We start from the raw sequence: 17,803 nt of genomic DNA, 5'->3' as shown, positions 1-17,803 counted from the left end.
CCGTCGGCATGAGAGGTCTACCGGCGCGATATGGCGATCATCAGGGGAACTGCACGGGGATGGCGTGACTGGTATGGCTTATTCGGTTGCCTTCCTGCAGGTAAACGAGTGCGGGCTGATGGTCGTCGAGCTCGTTTTCCGCATAATGAGCGTAACTGCAAATAATAATGCGATCGCCGACCTGGGCCTGATGTGCGGCGGCCCCGTTAATGGAAACGAGGCGCGAGCCGTTTTCACCGCGTATTGCGTAAGTCGTGAATCGGTTGCCGTTTTCCACGTCGTAGATCTGAATCTGCTCGTTTTCACGAATGCTGGCGAGATCGAGCAATTCGCCGTCGATCGCGCAGGAGCCTTCGTAGTCGAGCACTGCGTGCGTGACGCGCGCCATGTGGAGTTTGGCCTTGAGCATGATGGTGTACATGAAAAACCTCGTCGTGGTCTCGTCCCAGTACTCAGCTCGGCAAGCTGACCGGAAGATTATCGATCAAGCGGGTGGCCCCGAGATGTGCGGCGACCAGCAGAATCGCCTCCTGAGTATCGGGGGTGATGGGACCGAGATCCTGCGCGCGGCGTAGCTCCAGGTAGTCGGGCTTGAAGCCCTGTTCGGTGAGGGCCGCGAGACCGTCACGCAGGGCGGTTGGCGGCGCCTCGCCTTCGCGCAGCGTGTCATGCACGTGGCATAGCGTGCGGTAAAGCGCTGGCGCACGTTGTCGCTGCGCGGCACTCAGGTAGCCATTGCGTGATGATAGCGCCATGCCGTCCTCGGCCCGTTGCGTCGGGACACCGACGATCTCGATCGGGAAATGCAGGTCTTCCACCAGTTTCCGGATGACCGTTAGCTGTTGGTAATCCTTGCGGCCGAAATAGGCCGCGTCCGGCTGTACCAGGTTGAAGAGCAAGCTGACGACCGTGGCCACGCCGTTGAAGTGACCCGGGCGATTGGCGCCGCACAGCCCTTCCGAGACGTCGGGCACGCTGACGTGCGTGTGCGCCTCGAGGCCGTGCGGGTAGAGCGCATCGGCACTGGGGGCGAAGACGATATCGCAGCCATGGTTCGCCAGCGCTTGGGTATCGGCCTCGAGTGTCCGTGGGTAGCGCTCGAAGTCCTCGCCGGCTCCGAATTGCAGAGGGTTGACGAAGATGGTGGCGACCACCACGTCCGCATCACGGCGCGCGGCGTCTACCAAGGCCAAATGCCCAGCGTGCAGATTGCCCATGGTCGGCACCAAGGCAATGCGCTGACCGTCGTAGCGTTGGGGATTCAGGTGGGCACGCAATTCGGCGATGTCGTGCAGCGTCAACATCAGAAACAATGCTCCTCGGCGGGGAACTGGCGTGTCTTGACGGCGTCGTGGTAGGCCGCGAACGCGGCCTGAATGCTGTCGCGGCCGGCCAGGAAATTCTTGGCGAAACGTGGCGGCCGCCCATGCGTCACGCCGAGGATGTCATGCATCACCAATATTTGACCATCCACATCGGGGCCTGCGCCAATCCCGATCACCGGGACCTCCACTGCATCGCGCACGGCGCGACCCAGCGCGGCGGGCACGCACTCGAGGAGGATCACCGAGGCACCGGCGTCGACCAGCAAGCGGGCATCGTCGACGATGCGCTGAGCATCGTCCTGTTCGCGGCCTTGCACCTTGTAACCGCCGAACTGATGCACGCTCTGGGGCGTCAAGCCTAGGTGCGCGCATACCGGAACCCCGCGCTGCGTGAGGGCGCGCACATCGTCGTGCATCCAGCCTGCGCCTTCGATCTTGACGAGCTCGGCGCCGGCTCGCATCAGGGCGCCGGCATCATGCAGCACCTGGCGCGTGTCGGCGTTGCTCATGAAGGGTAGGTCGACCATCAGCAGGCTACGCTGCTTGCCGCGTGCCACGCAGCGCGTGTGATAAAGAATGTCGTCGAGCGTCACGGGAAGCGTGCTGGCATGGCCCTGCAGCACCATACCCAGCGAATCGCCCACCAGCAGTACATCGATACCGGCGGCGCCCGCATGCTGCGCGAACGAGGCATCGTAAGCCGTCAGGCAACTGAACGGTTCGCTGGCACGCTTGAAGGCATTGAGGTGGCTCAAGGTGACGGTTTTCATGAAACATTTCCATGCTGTGGCGGCCCGCGCGGGCCTGGGGAAAGTGTTACCGCAAACGTTACCTCAGGGTGCCGAGAGTGTGGATCGGTAACACATCGGCTGCAACTCGACTTTTAGGGAAGAAGGCGGTGCAAGCCCGCACCATCATGGTGCTGCGCCAAGGTGGCGCTGGTCTCGCCCGCAAGCGATATCTCGGGGGCGAGCTCCGCCAGGGGGACGAGTACGAAGGCACGTTCGCGCATGGCCGGATGAGGGAGCGTCAGGCGTGGCGTTCGCCATTCGAGATGTGCATAGAGCAAGAGGTCTAGATCCAGCGTACGCGGCCCCCAATGGCGTTGGCGCACTCGACGATGGCGTTGCTCGAGTGCCTGCAATTGATCGAGCAAGGCTAGCGGCGAGAGTCGCGTGAATACGCGGGCAACGGCATTGATGAAATCGGGTTGATCCTGGGGGCCCACCGGCGCGGAGGCATACAGGGAGGAATGCCCCGCCAAGTGGGTTAGCGGCAGGGCATCAAGCTCATTCAGCGCGCGCGAGACATGCTCGCGCGGTTCGTCAAGATTGCTGCCCAGGCCGATATAGGCCGCCACGTGGTCACTCCTGGCGTCCGTCATTGCCATGCTCGGAGGACGGGTTGCGCCGCCGACGGCGACGACGTTTGGGGCGGTCGGAAGTGCCAGCCGGGGAGCCACTGGTCTTGGCGATCAGGCGTGCCTGCTCGTGGTCATCGCCTTCTTGGAAGGCCGTCCACCAAGCACCGAGTCCCGGGTCGATCTCACCGGCGCTCTCCCGCAGCAGGAGGAAGTCATAAGCGGCGCGGAAACGAGTATGCTCCAGGGTCTGAAAGGCGCGCTTTCCGCGACGTTTGGGCAAGCGTTGCTGAAGATCCCAGATTTCCCGCATCGGCATGCTGAAGCGCTTGGGGATCGAGGTGTGCTGCAGTTGCCGCGAGATGCTTTGCTGCGAGGCGGTCTGCTGTGCGGGAATCGGTGGTATGCCTTCGCTCTCGAGGCGCTCGGCGCGTAGCCGCATGCCGGGCCATAGCATGGCACCGTACAGAAACGCCGGGGTGACGGGACGTTCTTCCCGGATGCGCCGGTCGGTATTGATCAAGGCCTGCTCGATCAGTGGCCTTGCCCACGTGCGTTCCGCGATGGCTTCTTCGACCTCCGGGAACAGCATGGCGAAGAGGCCATACTCGCGAAGCAGTTCGAAGGTGCGCAGTGCTTGTCCGGAAAGGAAGAGCTTGAGGACTTCCTCGAACAAGCGTGCTGGAGGAATCTGCAGTAGCAAGGGCGCCAACTCAAGAATCGGGGTCTCGGTGCGCGGCTCGATATCGAAGTCCAGCTTGGCGGCGAAGCGCACGGCACGAAGCATGCGCACTGGATCTTCGCGATAACGCACCTCGGGGTCGCCGATCAAGCGCAGGGTGCGGGCCTCGAGATCATTCACGCCGTCGGCCCAATCGTGAATCGAGAAGTCGGCGATGTTGTAATAAAGCGCATTGACCGTGAAGTCGCGACGTAGCGCATCTTCCTCGATGGTGCCCCAGACGTTGTCACGCAGCAGCAAGCCGTCGTCGGATTGCTGGGAGTGCGCGGTGTCTTGATCGTCGCCGGGCCGACCACGGAAGGTAGTGACTTCAATGACCTCCCGGCCGAAGCGCACATGGACGATACGGAAGCGGCGCCCGATGATACGTGAGTTGCGAAACAACGTGCGTATTGCTTCCGGCGTGGCATCGGTAGCGATGTCGAAGTCCTTGGGGACCTTGCCGAGCAGTGAGTCACGCACACAGCCACCTACCAGATAGGCTTCATGGCCGGCATTGTGCAGACGATATAGCACCTTGAGGGCATTCTCGCTGAAGAGGCGCCGTGATACGTCGTGCTGATCACGCGGGATGACGCGCAATGTGGGTGTGGAATGGCCGGAAGGCTGTTGAGCGCCAAACAGGGTCTTCAAACGTTCACCGGGGCGTTGGAGAAAGCGGGTAAATCCTTTGAACATGCGTCGTTAACGACTTGCGGAGAGCGAAGTTGCTAGTGTAAGCCGACACTCCTTGGCTTGCAAAGGATGTGGCGTGATGGAAAGCGAGAACGGGCTTATCGTAAGAAGTAGGTGGGAATACATGGCATTAGAAAGGGGAGACCCGATGGGCCTCCCCTAAGTATGCTGTGCAACGTCCTTGCTGCTGTTTCTTCTTCGTGATGGCGCATCGCCTTGAATACGCACCACAGTCACCAATGAAATTCGGCAGGCAAGCAGTATTCTTGTTGTTGTAACTCTTCCCGCGTGATGACCACCTCGTATTCAAAACAATAATCCAACCACGACGACATCGTTCTCCCGACGTTTTGTTGTTGTTGTCGGGATGCTTCGGGCGAGAGCATTGTTCTTGTTGGGCCTCGCATGAAGCGTCGCGTCCTGGTTCGGTTCCGGATCTCGACCAACTTATTGTTGTTGGCGGTCGACTCGCATTGCGTCTCGTTTGTTGTTGTTGGCGATTCGCTTGCGATGTTCCAGCTCGACGTTGTTGTATTTGTTGTTGCCGATGTCGGGCTGAGCACCTGGGGCGTACGTTATTGTCGTTGTTCGTGCGCCGCGGGCATCCGGCTGTTGTTTTTCTTGATTTATATGTTGCAGTGGTCGTGCCACCATTTATTTTTTTCTTTTTAGTCAATGACTTACGGTTTTTTTATGAAAGTTCCCTGCGTTTCGGAAGATCGTGGTGTTACCGAAATTGCCGCATAACGGGGCATCTCTTGTGTGGGATGGTAACAACTGGTGCATCGGCCCCGTCTCACTGGCGCATAGGGTCTCTAAAAAGGCCGAGAAATGCGCTTAGACCATAGTCGCGACAAGGGCCAAAAGGCGCTCGTCGTCGGCATTAAACGATATCACGCTAGACGGCGGGCGTTCTTTTTGCGTGGAATGCCCAGGCGCTGGCGACGCTCCCACAGGCACTTACGGCTGATCCCTAGCTTCTGGGCCAGCTCGGTTTCACTCATCTGTGCCTGATGCTCAAGAACGAAATGCTGGAAGTAGTCTTCCAGAGACAGGTCGTCGCCGAGCGCGTCCTCTTCCTCGGCGTCGGATGGCTCGGGAGAGGCAGCGACCGGATCCTGTCTTCGTTCCAGTGGGAGGCCGAGATCGTCGGGGTGGATAAGGTGGCCCTCGGCGAGAATGACCCCGCGCTCCAGGGCGTTCTCCAGCTCGCGCACATTGCCTGGCCAGGCGTAACCGAGGATGTCGCGGCGTGCGGCGCGCGATAAGCGCAATCCCGGTCGTGCATGGCGGGTGCAAGCACGCTCGAGCAGAACCTGGGCAATGGAGAGAATATCGTCGTCGCGTTCGCGAAGCGGTGGTAGTTCGATCTGCATGACATTGAGGCGGTAGTAGAGGTCGAGCCTGAATTCGCCGCTACGTGACAGAGAGTGCAGATCACGATGCGTTGCCGCGATCAGTCGCACATCGACATAACGCGTTTCCACCGAGCCGATACGCCGAATTTCGCCTTCCTGAAGCACTCGCAATAGACGGGCCTGAGCGTCCAGAGGCAGCTCGCCGATCTCATCGAGGAAGAGCGTGCCGCCATCGGCGGCTTCGACCAGGCCGGTACGTGCACTGTTGGCGCCTGTGAAAGCTCCCTTTTCGTGACCGAAGAGTTCAGATTCGATCAGGGTTTCGGGAATCGCGGCGCAGTTGACGCAGATCAGCGGTGCCTTGGTGCGGCGGCTCTGGCGATGCAGGGCACGCGCAACCAGCTCCTTGCCGGTGCCCGATTCACCTTGCACCAGTACGGTGACGTCGGCGGGCGCCGTCTTGCGGATGCGTTCGTAGACACGCTGCATGGCGACGCACTCGCCGATCATGCCGCGGGGAACACCACTAGAGGCGGCGGTTTCCTTGGGCGCCGGGCGTGACAACACGCGTGACACGGTTGCCAAGACATCATCGTCATCGGCGGGCTTGGCGATACAGTCGACGGCGCCTTCCTTGAGCGCGACCACTGCCTTGCGCAGGCTGGCGTGGTCGGTCATGACCAGCACCGGCGTTGGGGCACTCAGCGCGAGCATCTGTGTGCCGTCTTCTCCCACCAGGCGCAGATCACAGACCACCAGGTCGAAGGTCTGCGGCGCCAGCGCCTGGGCAGCATCGAGAGATGCGGCGGTCGCGACGCGGTACGACTGGCGCTCGAGCAGGTCCTTCAGGGCCTGACGCGGGGAGTCTTCGTTTTCGACGATCAGGATTCGGCTCATGGGCCTCATGGTCGCGTGAATACATGGAGTGGCCGAACGTCGGCTCATGCAGCGCTCGGTTGGTTTGTATCCTGACGCCTGCTGGCTGGGCGAATCAAGCCAAGGGGCGTGCGACTATGGCATGACAAGAGCGCTGTCGAGGAACCGGGTGCACGTGCGGGTGTGGACTTTCAGTGCTCGTTCGTTGCCATGTCACGCAGGCGCTCGGGGCGCCAGGCGTTGATGGCTGCGTCGAGCTGGTCGGCGACGCAGGCGTGTGCCATTTCGCGTGGCGGTTGCTGACCGAGTCGTTGCAAGGCGTGGTGCAGCGTGTGGCGGATGCCGGCTTCATCGGTAGGCAGCGCCGGGGCCAGGTTCTGCTTGGAGAGCTTCTGGCCGTTGTCGCCGAGTACCAGGGGAAGGTGTAAGTAGCGCGGCACAGGGAACCCCAGCGCGTCCTGCAATTGACGCTGCCAGGGGGTGTTGTCGAGCAGGTCGGCGCCGCGCACCACATCGGACACGCCTTGGTCGGCGTCATCGACGACCACCGCGAGCTGATAGGCCCAGAGGTCGTCCTTGCGCTTGAGGACCACGTCGCCCAGCTCGGCGGGGTCGAAGCGTTGATGACCCAGGCGTCGGTCCTCCCATTCGACGGGACGCAGACCGAGGTCGCTGCGCAGTCGCCAGGCCAGGGAGCGCTCGGGGTGCAGCGGCCCGTGCCGGCACCAGCCAGGGTAAATGGCATGCTCGCGCCACTCCTTGCGCGAACAGCTGCATGGATAGGCAAGCCCTTGCTCGGCGAGCTGCTCGAGTGCCGCCTGATAGCGGGCATGACACGTGCTCTGGTAGCGCACGCTGGCGTCCCAGGTCAGGCCGAAGGCGTCCAATTGGCGGAGGATGGTCTCGGGGGTGCCTGCGGGGCAGCGTGGCGGGTCGATATCCTCGATACGCACGAGCCAGCGTCCCTTGGCGTGGCGTGCGTCGAGAAAACTCGCCAAGGCTGCCAACAGCGATCCCAGATGCAGAGGTCCCGAGGGTGTCGGTGCGAAGCGACCGATATACGACATGAGTGACGTGACCCGCGCAATGACAAACGGGCACCCGAAGGTGCCCGTCGAGAGGAGATTCAGAAACGGCCTCAGCCGCCGAGTTGCTTTTCCTTGAGCTCCGCCAGCGTCTTGCAGTCGACGCAGAGTGTGGCGGTGGGGCGAGCCTCGAGGCGGCGGATGCCGATCTCGACGCCGCAGGCTTCACAGAAGCCGTAGTCGTCCTCATCGATATTTTCGATGGTCTCGTTGATCTTTTTGAGGAGCTTGCGCTCGCGGTCACGTGTACGCAACTCCAGGTTGAAGCCTTCTTCCTGGGTGGCACGGTCGGCCGGGTCGGCGAAGTTGTTGGCTTCTTCCTGCAGGTGGCGCACCGTGCGATCCACCTCTTCCATGAGCTCCTGTTTCCAGATGAGCAGGATTTGGCGGAAGTGCGCGAGCTGCTGCTCGTTCATGTATTCTTCACCCGGCGCCGGTTCGTACGGGGTGAATTTTTTCGGCGCTTCCGATTTTATTTCCGCTACTGGCATGGGACTGCCTCATTACGCAAGTGACTTGGGCCGATGCCTGGCCAGGGTAGGGCTTGGGCGCCCGCCCGAAGCCTTGCTTATTTAGCGGAAAAGTGCAGGCTTTGCAACCATTCTCGGCGAGAAAATGACATGTTCTGACCTTGATCAAGGCGCTGGAGCACGCGCGTTACGCGGCCATGCGGCCGCTAGCGCGAGAATGTGATTTTTTGTCCCACGGTGAGACGCGTTAGCAGTCCAAGAGGGAAGATGGAATACACGCAACTGACGTCCGGTATTCTGATGCGTCGTTACAAGCGCTTTCTGGCCGATGTGCGCTTGGCGTCGGGCGAGGAGGTGGTCGCGCACTGCCCCAATACCGGTTCCATGCGAGCGGTCAACGTCCCGGGGTGTCGTGTCTGGCTCTCGCCGAGTCGTAATCCCGCACGCAAACTGGCCTGGACCTGGGAATGGATCGAGCTACCCATGCCCGGCGCGGCGCCGGCCCTGGCGTCGGTACACACCGGGCGTGCCAATGCGTGGGTCGAGGAAGCCCTGTGCACTGGGCGTATCGCCGAGCTGGCGGGGTATACGGAGCTTAAGCGGGAGGCGAAGGTCGAAGGCGCACGGCTCGATTTTCGCCTTACCGATGCGCGGCAAACGACCCATCTCGAAGTCAAGCAGGTTACGCTGCGTGAAGACGACGGCCATGGCTATTTTCCCGACTCGGTCAGCGAGCGTGGTCGGCGGCATCTGGAGAGCCTGGCGGCGCGGGTCGCGCTGGGTGAGCGCGCGGTTCTCCTGTTTTGCGTGGCACACACCGGGATCGACACCGTCGCACCTGCTGCGCACCTCGATCCGGCCTATGCCGAAACGCTACGTCGCGTCGCCGCTCAGGGCGTGGAGGTGCTGGCGTATGGTGTCAGTGTCACCCGGGACACGGCCGGTGTTCCCTGTCAGGCGATGTTGACCCGACGGCTACCGGTGGATCTCGAGCGGCTGCCGCCGAGTGCCTGAGTCAGCGTGAGGCACGGGTTATACGGAAAATCGCTGTTTCACCGCACAGGTTAGGCCACAGCCGCGAGCTCCAGTGTGGTTCGTGATCGCCGTTGCCGACGCGTTGATCGACGATGGTCAGGCCCTTGTCGCGGCACAGCTGACCGAAGTCGCGAAACGTCGATAGGTGGATGTTGGGCGTGTCGTACCAGGCGTGTGGCAGCGACTTGGACACTGGCATGCGGCCCTGAATGCCAAGATAGAGACGGTGGCGCCAGTAGGCGAAGTTGGGGAAGGCGATGATGCATTCCCGGCCCACGCGGAGCATTTCATCGAGGGTGCGGTCCGGGCGCTGCAGGGCCTGAAGCGCCTGGGTCATGATGACCAGGTCATAGGCGTCATCCTCGACGTTGCTCAGGCCGTCGTCGATGTCCTGTTCGATGACGCTCACTCCGCGCTCTATGCAAGCGGTGATGCCGTCGGGGTCGATCTCCAGGCCATAGCCGACGACCTGCTTGTCACGCGCCAGGGCGGCAAGCAGTTTGCCGTCGCCGCAACCCAGGTCGAGCACACGCGCACCCTGCGGGACCCAATCATGGATCAGTTTGAGATCGGCGCGCATCAGGTCGTCTCCTCGAGCTGCAGGTCGCGGGCGGCGCGACGCATGAAGCCGCCGAATACCGCTTCGTAACGCGGGTGCGGTAGCAGGAATGCATCGTGGCCATGGGGCGAGTCGATACTGGCGTAGCTGACGGTCTTGTCGGCGCGCATCAGGGCGTCGACCAATTCTCTCGAACGCGGCGGTGCGAAGCGCCAGTCGGTGGTGAAGCTGACCACCAGGAACGGGCATTGCGCTGGCGCCAGCGCCTTGGCCAGATCGCCGCCGTGCAGGGCGGCCGGGTCGAAGTAATCCAGTGCCTTGGTCATCAGCAAATACGTATTGGCATCGAAGCTGGTGGAAAACGTATCGCCCTGGTGACGCAGATACGATTCGACCTGGAACTCCACGTCATAGCCGAAGTTGAGCTGATCGGTGCGCAGGTCACGGCCGAACTTGGCCCCCATCGAATGCTCGGACAGATAGGTGATATGGCCGATCATGCGGGCCAGCTTGAGGCCGCGCTTGGGCACCGTTCCGTGCTCCTCATACCAGCCGTCATGAAAGTCGGGGTCCGAGCGAATCGCCTGGCGGGCGACCTCGTTGAAGGCGATGTTCTGCGCCGAGAGACGCGGCGTGGCAGCGATGACCACGGCATTGGCGATGCGCTCAGGATACGCCATCGTCCATTGCAGCACCTGCATGCCGCCAAGGCTGCCGCCGACCACGGCGGCAAAGCGTTCGATGCCCAGCCGATCGGCCAGGCGGGCCTGGCTGTGCACCCAGTCGGCCACCGTCAAGACCGGGAATGCCGGCCCCCAGGCGCGCTGTGTCTCGGGGTTGGTCGAGGCGGGGCCGGTACTGCCGTGGCAGCCGCCGAGGTTGTTGAGCGAAACGACGAAGAAGCGATCGGTGTCGATCGCCTTGCCGGGGCCGATATAGGCGTCCCACCAGCCGGGCTTGCGGTCTTCCATGCTGTGGAAGCCTGCCGCGTGATGATGGCCGGAAAGCGCATGGCAGATCAGCACCGCGTTATTGCGTTCGGCGTTGAGCGTGCCATACGTTTCGTAGACCAGCGTGTAGTCGGACAGCGTCTTGCCGCCGGCCAGAGCCAGCGGGGTATCGAAGTGCGCCGTTTGCGGCGTGACCAGACCGACCGAGTCGGGAGGTAGCGTATCGGGCATCGTGTGTGTCGGTTTCCGTGTCCAGCGTGGGGCGCGCAACGGCGCCAGGGTCGCGAATGTTCAGAATCCTACCAGTATGCCGGGCAAACCCGCTGCACGGGCCAGGGCGCCGACGATAAGACTATCGAACAGGCTGATGGCGATGAACACCACGATCGGCGACAAGTCGATCATGCCCAGCGGGGGGATGACCTTGCGTACCGGGGCCATGATCGGTTCGACCAATTGGTGGACGAGTATGGCGCCGGGATGGCTGGCCTGCGGCGCGACCCAACTGAGAATGATCATGATGATCAGGGCAAAGAAATAGATGTCGAGGATAGCGCTCAACACCCCAGCCAGAGCCGCCACCAGTACGCCCTGAATCGGCGGCATACCGATGCCGGCGAGCTTGAGCAGTACGAAGATGGTGATGCCCTTGATCAGCAGGCCCGCGACCAGCGAAGCGGGGTCGAAACGTCCACGCGGGCGGAAGATGCGCTGCAACGGCGCGACCACCGGACGCGTGGCCTTGATCACCGCTTGACTGACGGGGTTGTAATAATCGGCGCGCGAAAACTGCAGCAGAAAGCGCAGCATCAAGACGAACAGATACACATTGATTAACGTGTTGACCAGCATCAAGCCGGCGCTTCCCATTTGGCTGCCCATGGGGCTCCTCCGTATCGAGTGGGTGAAGGGGAATTCAGTCGCGGCTCAGTTCGTCGGCCAATTCACGAGCGCGTGTCGCGCAGGCTTGTGTCGCATTTTCGAAAAGCTGGCGCAGGCCGTCGTCCTCGAAGCTATTAATGGCGCGTTCGGTGGTGCCGTTGGGCGAGGTCACGCGACGGCGCAATTCAGCTGGCTCGAATTCGCTTTCGCGGGCCATGCTGGCCGCGCCGTAGGCGGTTTGAAGAGCCAGACGGCGGGCACTGTCGGCGGGCAAGCCGAGCTTCTTGCCGGCGTCCTCGAGCGCTTCCATGATCAGGAAGAAGTATGCCGGGCCGCTTCCCGACACGGCGGTGACCGCCTCGAGAAGTGTCTCGTCGGTGACCCATTCCACGAGTCCCACGGCTTCCAGCAGCGAGGTGGCCAGCTGCTTCTGCTCCTCGCTAACGCGGGCGTTGGCGTAAAGCCCCGAGGCGCCCTGACCGACTAGGCTAGGGGTGTTGGGCATGCAGCGGATCACGGCCATGTTTCCGCCCAGCCAGGTATCTAGCGTCTCGGCACTCAAGCCGGCGGCCACTGAGACGATCAGCGGGCGTTGACGCTGTACGCTATCGCGCAATTCGTGGCATACCTCGCGCATGACCTGCGGCTTGACGGCCAGTACCACGACATCCGCTTGTTCGACGGCCACATTGTTGTCAGATGTGGTTTGGATGCCATAGCGCGACGCGAGCGCGTCGAGCGTCTGTGTGCTGCGCGCGGTGGCTGTGATGGATTCGGCGGGATATCCGCCCTCGATCATGCCGCCGAAAATGGCGCTGGCCATGTTCCCGGCGCCGATGAAGGTGACTTGGCTTGTCATGGGGTCTCCTGAAGTGTCGCGGCGAAACAGTGGGTTAGGGGTAAGGCGATCAGGGATGCGGCGCGCGCTGCCCGAAAATGGCCGTGCCCAGACGGACCAGGGTGGCACCTTCGAGGACGGCAGCCTCAAGATCGCCGCTCATGCCCATCGATAAGGTATCCAAAGGCGCCTGGGGATGTCGCTGGCGGAGCGTCTCAAGCAAGGTGCGCAGCTCGGCGAAGGGTTGCCGTTGGGCCGCCGGGTCGTTACTCGGCGCGGGCAGTGTCATCAAACCGCGCAGCCGCAGGCGTGGCAGCGCCACCACGGCATCGGCCAGTGCCGGCAAGGCCTCGGGCGCCACACCTGACTTGCTGGCTTCGCCACTGACGTTGACTTGCAGGCAAACGTTCAGCGGTTCCAACGCTGCCGGGCGCTGCGCATCGAGGCGTGTGGCGATGCGCGCGCGATCGATGGTATGCACCCACTGGAAGTGCTCGGCCACCGCACGGGTCTTGTTGGATTGCAAAGGACCAATGAAATGCCAGACGATACCCTCGAGATCGTCCAGCGAGGCCTGTTTGTCGAGCGCTTCCTGAAGATAGTTCTCGCCGAATGCGCGCTGCCCCGCCGCGAAGGCCTGGCGCACGCTCGCTGCGGGCTGTGTCTTGCTCACGGCCAACAGGCAGGCGTCCTCGCCGTCACGTCCCGCATTCGCCAGGGCGTGTGTCAAACGCTGGCGAGCGCGTTCGAGGGATTCGGCGATGGTGACATCTGGCATACTGGGAAACCCTGTCCGCGAGCGAGAGAAATGCATGGATATTATCGAATTGCTGGCGTTCTCGGCAAAGCAGAAGGCGTCCGATCTGCATCTGTCCGCCGGTTTGCCGCCAATGATTCGCGTCGACGGCGACATTCGCCGGCTCAACGTGCCGCCGATCGAGGATCGTGACGTTCGCAAGTTGATCTACGCGATCATGAACGATCAACAGCGCCGCGACTATGAAGAGGCGCTCGAGCATGATTTCTCGTTCGAGGTGCCGGGGGTGGCGCGTTTCCGTGTCAACGTCTTCCACCAGGGGCGCGGCGCAGGCGCTGTCTTCCGTACCATCCCCAGCGAAGTGCTTACCCTGGACGACCTGGACCTGGGCGAGGTGTTTCGACGCCTGGCTTCGCTGCCGCGAGGGCTGGTGCTGGTGACGGGACCGACAGGGTCGGGCAAGAGTACGACCTTGGCGGCGATGATCGACTACGTCAACGAAAACTACTACCAACATGTGCTGACCATCGAGGACCCGGTGGAGTTCGTGCATCGCAGCAAGCGCAGTCTCGTCAATCAGCGCGAGTTGCATCGCGATACGCGTAGCTTCGCCACGGCGTTGCGCTCGGCGCTGCGCGAGGACCCTGACGTGATTCTGGTCGGTGAGCTACGTGACCTGGAAACCATCCGACTGGCGCTGACCGCCGCCGAGACGGGCCATCTGGTGTTCGGTACCTTGCATACTACCTCGGCGGCCAAGACCGTGGACCGCATCATTGACGTCTTTCCCGGCGATGAGAAAAGCATGGTGCGTTCGATGTTGTCCGAGTCGCTGCAGGGGGTCATCTCACAAGTGCTGCTCAAGCGTGAAGGCGGCGGGCGCGTGGCAGCCCACGAGATCTTGGTGGCCAGCGCGGCGGTGCGCAACTTGATCCGCGAGAACAAGCTGGCGCAGATGTATTCCTCGATTCAGACCGGCGGCAGCCTAGGCATGCAGACACTGGATGCGGCGCTTTCGCGTTTAGTGGCGCAGGGTGTCGTATCGCGCGCCGAGGCGCAGGCCAAAGCGAAGGATGGGCGCGTGCAGGGCGTGTGAGCTGGGCCCCAATCGACAGTCGCGAAGGAGAACGCGCATGACGCCATACGAGTGGCTGACGCAACTGCTGGATATCATGCTCGACAAGCAGGCTTCCGACCTGCTGGTTTCGACCGGGGCGCCGCCGAGCCTCAAGATCAATGGCGAGCTGGTCACGCTGGGCGAGCAGGCGATGTCGGTGGCGCAGGTGCACGAGTTGGTCTCGGCGGCGCTGCCCCGGGGCGTGGGGGAGCGTTTCGAGGTCGAACGCGAGGCCAATTTCGCGCTCAGCCTGCAGGGCAAGGGGCGCTTTCGCGTGAGTGCCTTCTATCAGCGCAGCCAGATGGCGATGGTCGTGCGCCGCATTGCCTTCGATATTCCTGACTTGGCGAGCCTGGCATTACCGGATGCCTTGAGTGAGCTGGTCAATCGCAAGCGTGGCCTGGTGTTCATCGTCGGTGGCACGGGCAGCGGCAAGTCGACCACGCTGGCGTCGATGATTCAGCATCGCAATCAGACGACCGGCGGGCATGTCATCAGTATCGAAGATCCCATTGAGTACATTCATCCGCATGGTCGAGCGATCATCAATCAGCGCGAGGTGGGCATCGATACCGAGTCCTTCGAGGTGGCGCTCAAGAATGCGCTGCGTCAGGCGCCCGATGTCATCATGATCGGTGAGGTCCGCTCGCGCGAGATCATGGAGCATGCGTTGACGTTCGCCGAGACTGGTCATCTATGTCTGGCGACGCTGCATGCCAACAACGCCAATCAAGCACTGGAGCGGATTCAGCATTTCTTTCCCAGCGAGCGCCACGAGCAGGTGTGGATGGATCTGTCGCTCAATTTGCAGGCCATCGTCGCCCAGCGTTTGCTGCCCCGCGAGGATGGAGAGGGGCGCTGCGCGGCGGTCGAGGTGATGCTGCGTTCGCCGCTGGTCAGCGATCTGATCCGCAAGGGAGCGATTCACGACCTCAAGGAAGTTATGCAGCGCTCCCATGACCAGGGCATGCAGACCTTCGATCAGGCGCTATATGCACTCTATCGGCAAGGGCGCATCAGCGAAAAGATGGCATTGGTGCATGCCGACTCCGCCAACGACTTGCGGTTGCGCATCGATTATGGCGATGCTGACAGCCCGCAGTTGGCGCGGGCCAGTGACGCCGCCGAGCGATTCACCTTGAAAGGCGACGATGAATGAACGCCTCAGGGCGCATAGACGCCTCCCAGAATCCGGGGGCCACGGGCCCCGGTGACCTCGGGGAGGTTGCCGGGGCGCTGCATGAGGCGCTGATGAGCGAGCCAAGCGAAGGCACCGGCTTCCAACCAGTCCGCTGACCAGCCGAAACGCTCGCAGGGCGTCAGCGGGATCTCCGGCACGTGCCGGCGTAGACGCGCCAACAGGTCTGCGTTGTGGGCGCCGCCCCCGCAGGGAATGAGTGCATCGCAATTCCCGTCCGAACGCTCTCCGCCTTGGGTAATCGCCATAGCGATGCTGGCGGCGGTCAGCTCGGCGAGCGTCGCCTGGACGTCTCGGGGGGCTTCGTCACCGATCAGATGCGTCGCCAACCAGTCGAGATGAAAATGCTCACGTCCAGTGCTCTTGGGCGGAGGGCGTCGGAAGTAGGGATCATCGAGGAGGCGAGAGAGCAAGGTCTCGTCGACACGGCCACCGGCGGCCCAAGCGCCGCCGGCGTCGTAGGCGTGGCCCAGGTGGCGCTGACACCAGGCATCCATCAGCATGTTGGCGGGGCCGGTGTCGAAGCCGAGGACAGGCGCGGAGTCGTCGCTTGGGGGAATACGCGTGAGGTTGGCGATGCCGCCGAGATTGAGGATCAAGCGCGTATGCTCGGGGGAGGTGAAAAGCGCGGCATGAAAGGCCGGCGCGAGCGGCGCGGCTTGTCCACCGGCGGCCATATCGCGGCGGCGAAAATCGCCCACCACCGCGCAACCGGTCAGCTCGGCGAGCAGGCTGGGGTTGTCGAGCTGGTAGGTGTGCGGCGGGACGCCCTCGGGGGCGTGTTCGATGGTTTGCCCGTGGCTGCCGATGGCGGCGATGTCGCCAGGTGAGGTATCGGTCTCAGTGAGCAGGCGGTTGACCGCCTCAGCCTGCCATTCACAGAAGGTAGTCTCGAGCCGGGCCAACTCCGCGAAGGTGGTGTCGCGGGCGAGACATAAGGCAAGCAGGTCCTCGCGCAGCGCGGCGGGAAAGGTCACCCCAGTGGCACCCAGCCATTCGGGGCGGCCGTCGCCGCAACGTACTAGGGCGGCGTCGATGCCGTCCAAGCTGGTGCCGGACATCAGGCCGATATAAAGGGGCATGTTCATCTCCATGTGCCGGGGCGCTCAACCGCCGTCGAAGAGTCATGCTAACATTCCCCGTTATTGCCCAAGACACTCTATTTGCGGAGAGAGGATACGATGACCGACGTCGCTGATGCGCTGGCGCTGCTCAAGCGTGGTACCCATGAAATCCTGCTGGAAGACGAGTTGGTTAAAAAACTCGAGTCCGGGCGCAAGCTGCGTATCAAGGCGGGGTTCGATCCTACCGCACCGGATCTTCATTTGGGGCATAGCGTGTTGCTGACCAAGATGCGTCAGTTTCAGGAATTGGGTCATCAGGTAGTGTTCTTGATCGGCGACTTCACTGGTCGCATCGGTGATCCCACGGGGAAGAATGTGACCCGTAAGCCGCTGACCGAAGAGGAGGTCAAGGCCAATGCGGAGACCTATAAAGAGCAAGTGTTCAAGGTCCTCGACCCGGCGCTGACGGAAGTACGCTTCAACGCCGAGTGGATGAGCCAGCTTTCTGCGGCTGACATGATCGAGCTGGCGGCGCAGTCGACCGTGGCACGCATGCTGGAGCGTGACGATTTCGAGAAGCGTTATACGGCCAACCAGTCGATCTCGATTCATGAGTTCCTTTATCCCCTGGTGCAGGGATACGACTCGGTGGCGCTCGAGGCCGATGTCGAACTGGGCGGCACCGATCAGAAGTTCAATCTGCTAATGGGACGCGAGCTCCAGAAGCATTTCGGTCAGGCGCCGCAGGTGGTCATGACCATGCCGCTGCTGGAAGGGCTGGACGGTGTGCAGAAAATGTCCAAGTCGCTGGGCAACTATGTAGGGGTCGACGATACACCGGGGGTGATGTTCAACAAGCTGGTATCGATGCCCGATAGCCTGATGTGGCGTTACTTCGAACTGCTGTCACTGAAATCCAACGACGAGATAGAAAAAATCCGTCGGTCCATAGAGTCAGGTGCCAATCCGCGTGACATCAAGATGGAGCTGGCGCGCGAATTGATAGGGCGTTATCACGGTGATGAAGCTGCCGCTAATGCGCACAAGTCGGCGGGCAACCAGTTGGCGGAAGGTGAGCTGCCGGAAGACCTGCCGGAGGTCGAGGTGACTTTCGAAGGCGAGCAAGCGCCGATTGCTGCGGTGCTCAACCGCTCGGGGTTGGCCAACAATAGCGCCCAGGCCAAGGACATGCTGGGCAATGGCCGCGTCAAGGTCGATGGCGATGTCGTGGCACGCGATCATATGCTTGCCACTGGTCGAAGCTATGTCATCCAGGCGGGTAAAAAGCGTTATGCGCGGGTGACGTTGGGGTAGAGGCGAGCGCCACGTTTTCTCCGTGTAAAAACCCCTTGCGTTCAGCCCCTGTGGGCCGTAAAGTACGCATCCGCTGCCGGCGACGGACTTCGTGGCCAGCGGTGGAAGGGTAGCGCAAGTGGCTGACGTGCTTGAGAAATTCAAACCTTCGGGTGGCTTTCTCGCTTGACAGCGACGCCGGAATCGGTAAAATGCGCC

General features: G+C 62.1%; 19 protein-coding genes. 4 read left to right on the top strand and 15 right to left on the bottom strand.

What is annotated here, in order from left to right; translation table 11 throughout:
* Positions 1–40 precede the first annotated feature (40 nt).
* The 9 genes from panD to dksA form a co-directional block, all read right to left on the bottom strand.
* Positions 41–421, bottom strand: a complete 381-nt coding sequence (gene panD, locus LUN51_RS03720; protein ID WP_277810199.1) for an aspartate 1-decarboxylase — start codon at positions 419–421, stop codon at positions 41–43.
* 31 nt (positions 422–452) lie between these two features.
* Positions 453–1,304, bottom strand: a complete 852-nt coding sequence (panC, locus tag LUN51_RS03715) for a pantoate--beta-alanine ligase (RefSeq protein WP_277810198.1) — start codon at positions 1,302–1,304, stop codon at positions 453–455.
* A complete protein-coding gene (panB, locus tag LUN51_RS03710) occupies positions 1,304–2,095 on the bottom strand; it encodes a 3-methyl-2-oxobutanoate hydroxymethyltransferase (protein WP_277810197.1) in 792 nt (263 codons plus the stop codon). The genes panC and panB overlap by 1 nt, the downstream gene beginning before the upstream one ends.
* 113 nt (positions 2,096–2,208) lie before the next feature.
* Positions 2,209–2,685, bottom strand: coding sequence for a 2-amino-4-hydroxy-6-hydroxymethyldihydropteridine diphosphokinase (gene folK, locus LUN51_RS03705; RefSeq protein WP_431355559.1), 477 nt, complete (start codon positions 2,683–2,685; stop codon positions 2,209–2,211).
* A 4-nt stretch (positions 2,686–2,689) separates the two neighbouring features.
* Positions 2,690–4,105: a polynucleotide adenylyltransferase PcnB gene (gene pcnB, locus LUN51_RS03700; RefSeq protein ID WP_246894409.1), complete on the bottom strand. Its 1,416-nt coding sequence runs from the start codon at positions 4,103–4,105 to the stop codon at positions 2,690–2,692.
* A gap of 444 nt (positions 4,106–4,549) precedes the next feature.
* Positions 4,550–4,756, bottom strand: a complete 207-nt coding sequence (locus tag LUN51_RS03695; RefSeq protein WP_246894410.1) for a hypothetical protein — start codon at positions 4,754–4,756, stop codon at positions 4,550–4,552.
* A gap of 239 nt (positions 4,757–4,995) precedes the next feature.
* Positions 4,996–6,357: a sigma-54-dependent transcriptional regulator gene (locus LUN51_RS03690; protein ID WP_277810195.1), complete on the bottom strand. Its 1,362-nt coding sequence runs from the start codon at positions 6,355–6,357 to the stop codon at positions 4,996–4,998.
* A 170-nt stretch (positions 6,358–6,527) separates the two neighbouring features.
* A complete protein-coding gene (gluQRS, locus tag LUN51_RS03685) occupies positions 6,528–7,403 on the bottom strand; it encodes a tRNA glutamyl-Q(34) synthetase GluQRS (RefSeq protein ID WP_277810194.1) in 876 nt (291 codons plus the stop codon).
* 71 nt (positions 7,404–7,474) lie between these two features.
* A complete protein-coding gene (gene dksA / locus LUN51_RS03680) occupies positions 7,475–7,912 on the bottom strand; it encodes an RNA polymerase-binding protein DksA (RefSeq protein ID WP_040239883.1) in 438 nt (145 codons plus the stop codon).
* Positions 7,913–8,158: 246 nt separating this feature from the next.
* Between dksA and sfsA the strand changes: the two genes are divergently transcribed.
* Positions 8,159–8,905 carry a DNA/RNA nuclease SfsA gene (gene sfsA / locus LUN51_RS03675; RefSeq protein ID WP_277810193.1) on the top strand — a complete coding sequence of 249 codons (747 nt, stop codon included), beginning with the start codon at positions 8,159–8,161 and terminating at the stop codon, positions 8,903–8,905.
* A 1-nt stretch (position 8,906) separates the two neighbouring features.
* Here sfsA and metW read toward each other — a convergent pair whose 3' ends face one another.
* From metW to LUN51_RS03650, 5 genes are read right to left on the bottom strand one after another with little or no spacing between them, the layout of a single operon-like run.
* Entirely contained in the window at positions 8,907–9,506 is a 600-nt protein-coding gene (gene metW, locus LUN51_RS03670) for a methionine biosynthesis protein MetW (RefSeq protein WP_097021302.1), read from the bottom strand.
* Positions 9,506–10,666: a homoserine O-succinyltransferase MetX gene (gene metX / locus LUN51_RS03665; protein ID WP_261507662.1), complete on the bottom strand. Its 1,161-nt coding sequence runs from the start codon at positions 10,664–10,666 to the stop codon at positions 9,506–9,508. Before metX ends, metW begins: the two co-directional genes overlap by 1 nt.
* 60 nt (positions 10,667–10,726) lie before the next feature.
* Positions 10,727–11,317 carry a YggT family protein gene (locus LUN51_RS03660; protein WP_097021301.1) on the bottom strand — a complete coding sequence of 197 codons (591 nt, stop codon included), beginning with the start codon at positions 11,315–11,317 and terminating at the stop codon, positions 10,727–10,729.
* A gap of 34 nt (positions 11,318–11,351) precedes the next feature.
* Complete coding sequence (gene proC, locus LUN51_RS03655) at positions 11,352–12,176, bottom strand: pyrroline-5-carboxylate reductase (protein ID WP_246894417.1); 825 nt, start codon at positions 12,174–12,176, stop codon at positions 11,352–11,354.
* 49 nt (positions 12,177–12,225) lie between these two features.
* Entirely contained in the window at positions 12,226–12,933 is a 708-nt protein-coding gene (locus LUN51_RS03650; protein ID WP_246894418.1) for a YggS family pyridoxal phosphate-dependent enzyme, read from the bottom strand.
* Positions 12,934–12,967: 34 nt separating this feature from the next.
* Here LUN51_RS03650 and LUN51_RS03645 point away from each other — a divergent pair, with 34 nt between their 5' ends.
* Positions 12,968–14,008 (top strand): type IV pilus twitching motility protein PilT, encoded by a 1,041-nt coding sequence (locus tag LUN51_RS03645; RefSeq protein ID WP_246894419.1) that lies wholly within the window; start codon positions 12,968–12,970, stop codon positions 14,006–14,008.
* 37 nt (positions 14,009–14,045) lie between these two features.
* Positions 14,046–15,188, top strand: coding sequence for a PilT/PilU family type 4a pilus ATPase (locus LUN51_RS03640; protein ID WP_277810192.1), 1,143 nt, complete (start codon positions 14,046–14,048; stop codon positions 15,186–15,188).
* Positions 15,189–15,193: 5 nt separating this feature from the next.
* On the opposite strand, the gene LUN51_RS03635 is transcribed toward LUN51_RS03640, so the two are convergent.
* On the bottom strand, positions 15,194–16,309 hold the full coding sequence (locus tag LUN51_RS03635; protein WP_277810191.1) for an anhydro-N-acetylmuramic acid kinase: 1,116 nt from the start codon (positions 16,307–16,309) through the stop codon (positions 15,194–15,196).
* A gap of 99 nt (positions 16,310–16,408) precedes the next feature.
* Between LUN51_RS03635 and tyrS the strand changes: the two genes are divergently transcribed.
* On the top strand, positions 16,409–17,605 hold the full coding sequence (gene tyrS / locus LUN51_RS03630) for a tyrosine--tRNA ligase (protein ID WP_277810190.1): 1,197 nt from the start codon (positions 16,409–16,411) through the stop codon (positions 17,603–17,605).
* The last annotated feature ends 198 nt before the right edge of the window (positions 17,606–17,803 follow it).

The organism is Chromohalobacter canadensis (assembly GCF_029544075.1).
Classification (GTDB): domain Bacteria; phylum Pseudomonadota; class Gammaproteobacteria; order Pseudomonadales; family Halomonadaceae; genus Chromohalobacter; species Chromohalobacter canadensis_A.
The sequence above is the reverse complement of the archived record's forward strand: the minus strand, read 5'-3'. Positions and strand labels throughout refer to the sequence as shown.

Bases quoted from the DNA above. Each gene is read 5' to 3' on its own strand.
- LUN51_RS03660 (WP_097021301.1), bottom strand. From the start codon at position 11,317: ATGGGCAGCCAAATGGGAAGCGCCGGCTTGATGCTGGTCAACACGTTA.
- LUN51_RS03635 (WP_277810191.1), bottom strand. From the start codon at position 16,309: ATGCCCCTTTATATCGGCCTGATGTCCGGCACCAGCTTGGACGGCATC.
- LUN51_RS03690 (WP_277810195.1), bottom strand. From the start codon at position 6,357: ATGAGCCGAATCCTGATCGTCGAAAACGAAGACTCCCCGCGTCAGGCC.
- proC (WP_246894417.1), bottom strand. From the start codon at position 12,176: ATGACAAGCCAAGTCACCTTCATCGGCGCCGGGAACATGGCCAGCGCC.
- LUN51_RS03695 (WP_246894410.1), bottom strand. From the start codon at position 4,756: ATGGTGGCACGACCACTGCAACATATAAATCAAGAAAAACAACAGCCG.
- metX (WP_261507662.1), bottom strand. From the start codon at position 10,666: ATGCCCGATACGCTACCTCCCGACTCGGTCGGTCTGGTCACGCCGCAA.
- LUN51_RS03650 (WP_246894418.1), bottom strand. From the start codon at position 12,933: ATGCCAGATGTCACCATCGCCGAATCCCTCGAACGCGCTCGCCAGCGT.
- gluQRS (WP_277810194.1), bottom strand. From the start codon at position 7,403: ATGTCGTATATCGGTCGCTTCGCACCGACACCCTCGGGACCTCTGCAT.
- sfsA (WP_277810193.1), top strand. From the start codon at position 8,159: ATGGAATACACGCAACTGACGTCCGGTATTCTGATGCGTCGTTACAAG.
- panD (WP_277810199.1), bottom strand. From the start codon at position 421: ATGTACACCATCATGCTCAAGGCCAAACTCCACATGGCGCGCGTCACG.
- LUN51_RS03645 (WP_246894419.1), top strand. From the start codon at position 12,968: ATGGATATTATCGAATTGCTGGCGTTCTCGGCAAAGCAGAAGGCGTCC.
- tyrS (WP_277810190.1), top strand. From the start codon at position 16,409: ATGACCGACGTCGCTGATGCGCTGGCGCTGCTCAAGCGTGGTACCCAT.
- metW (WP_097021302.1), bottom strand. From the start codon at position 9,506: ATGCGCGCCGATCTCAAACTGATCCATGATTGGGTCCCGCAGGGTGCG.
- dksA (WP_040239883.1), bottom strand. From the start codon at position 7,912: ATGCCAGTAGCGGAAATAAAATCGGAAGCGCCGAAAAAATTCACCCCG.
- LUN51_RS03640 (WP_277810192.1), top strand. From the start codon at position 14,046: ATGACGCCATACGAGTGGCTGACGCAACTGCTGGATATCATGCTCGAC.
- pcnB (WP_246894409.1), bottom strand. From the start codon at position 4,105: ATGTTCAAAGGATTTACCCGCTTTCTCCAACGCCCCGGTGAACGTTTG.
- panB (WP_277810197.1), bottom strand. From the start codon at position 2,095: ATGAAAACCGTCACCTTGAGCCACCTCAATGCCTTCAAGCGTGCCAGC.
- panC (WP_277810198.1), bottom strand. From the start codon at position 1,304: ATGTTGACGCTGCACGACATCGCCGAATTGCGTGCCCACCTGAATCCC.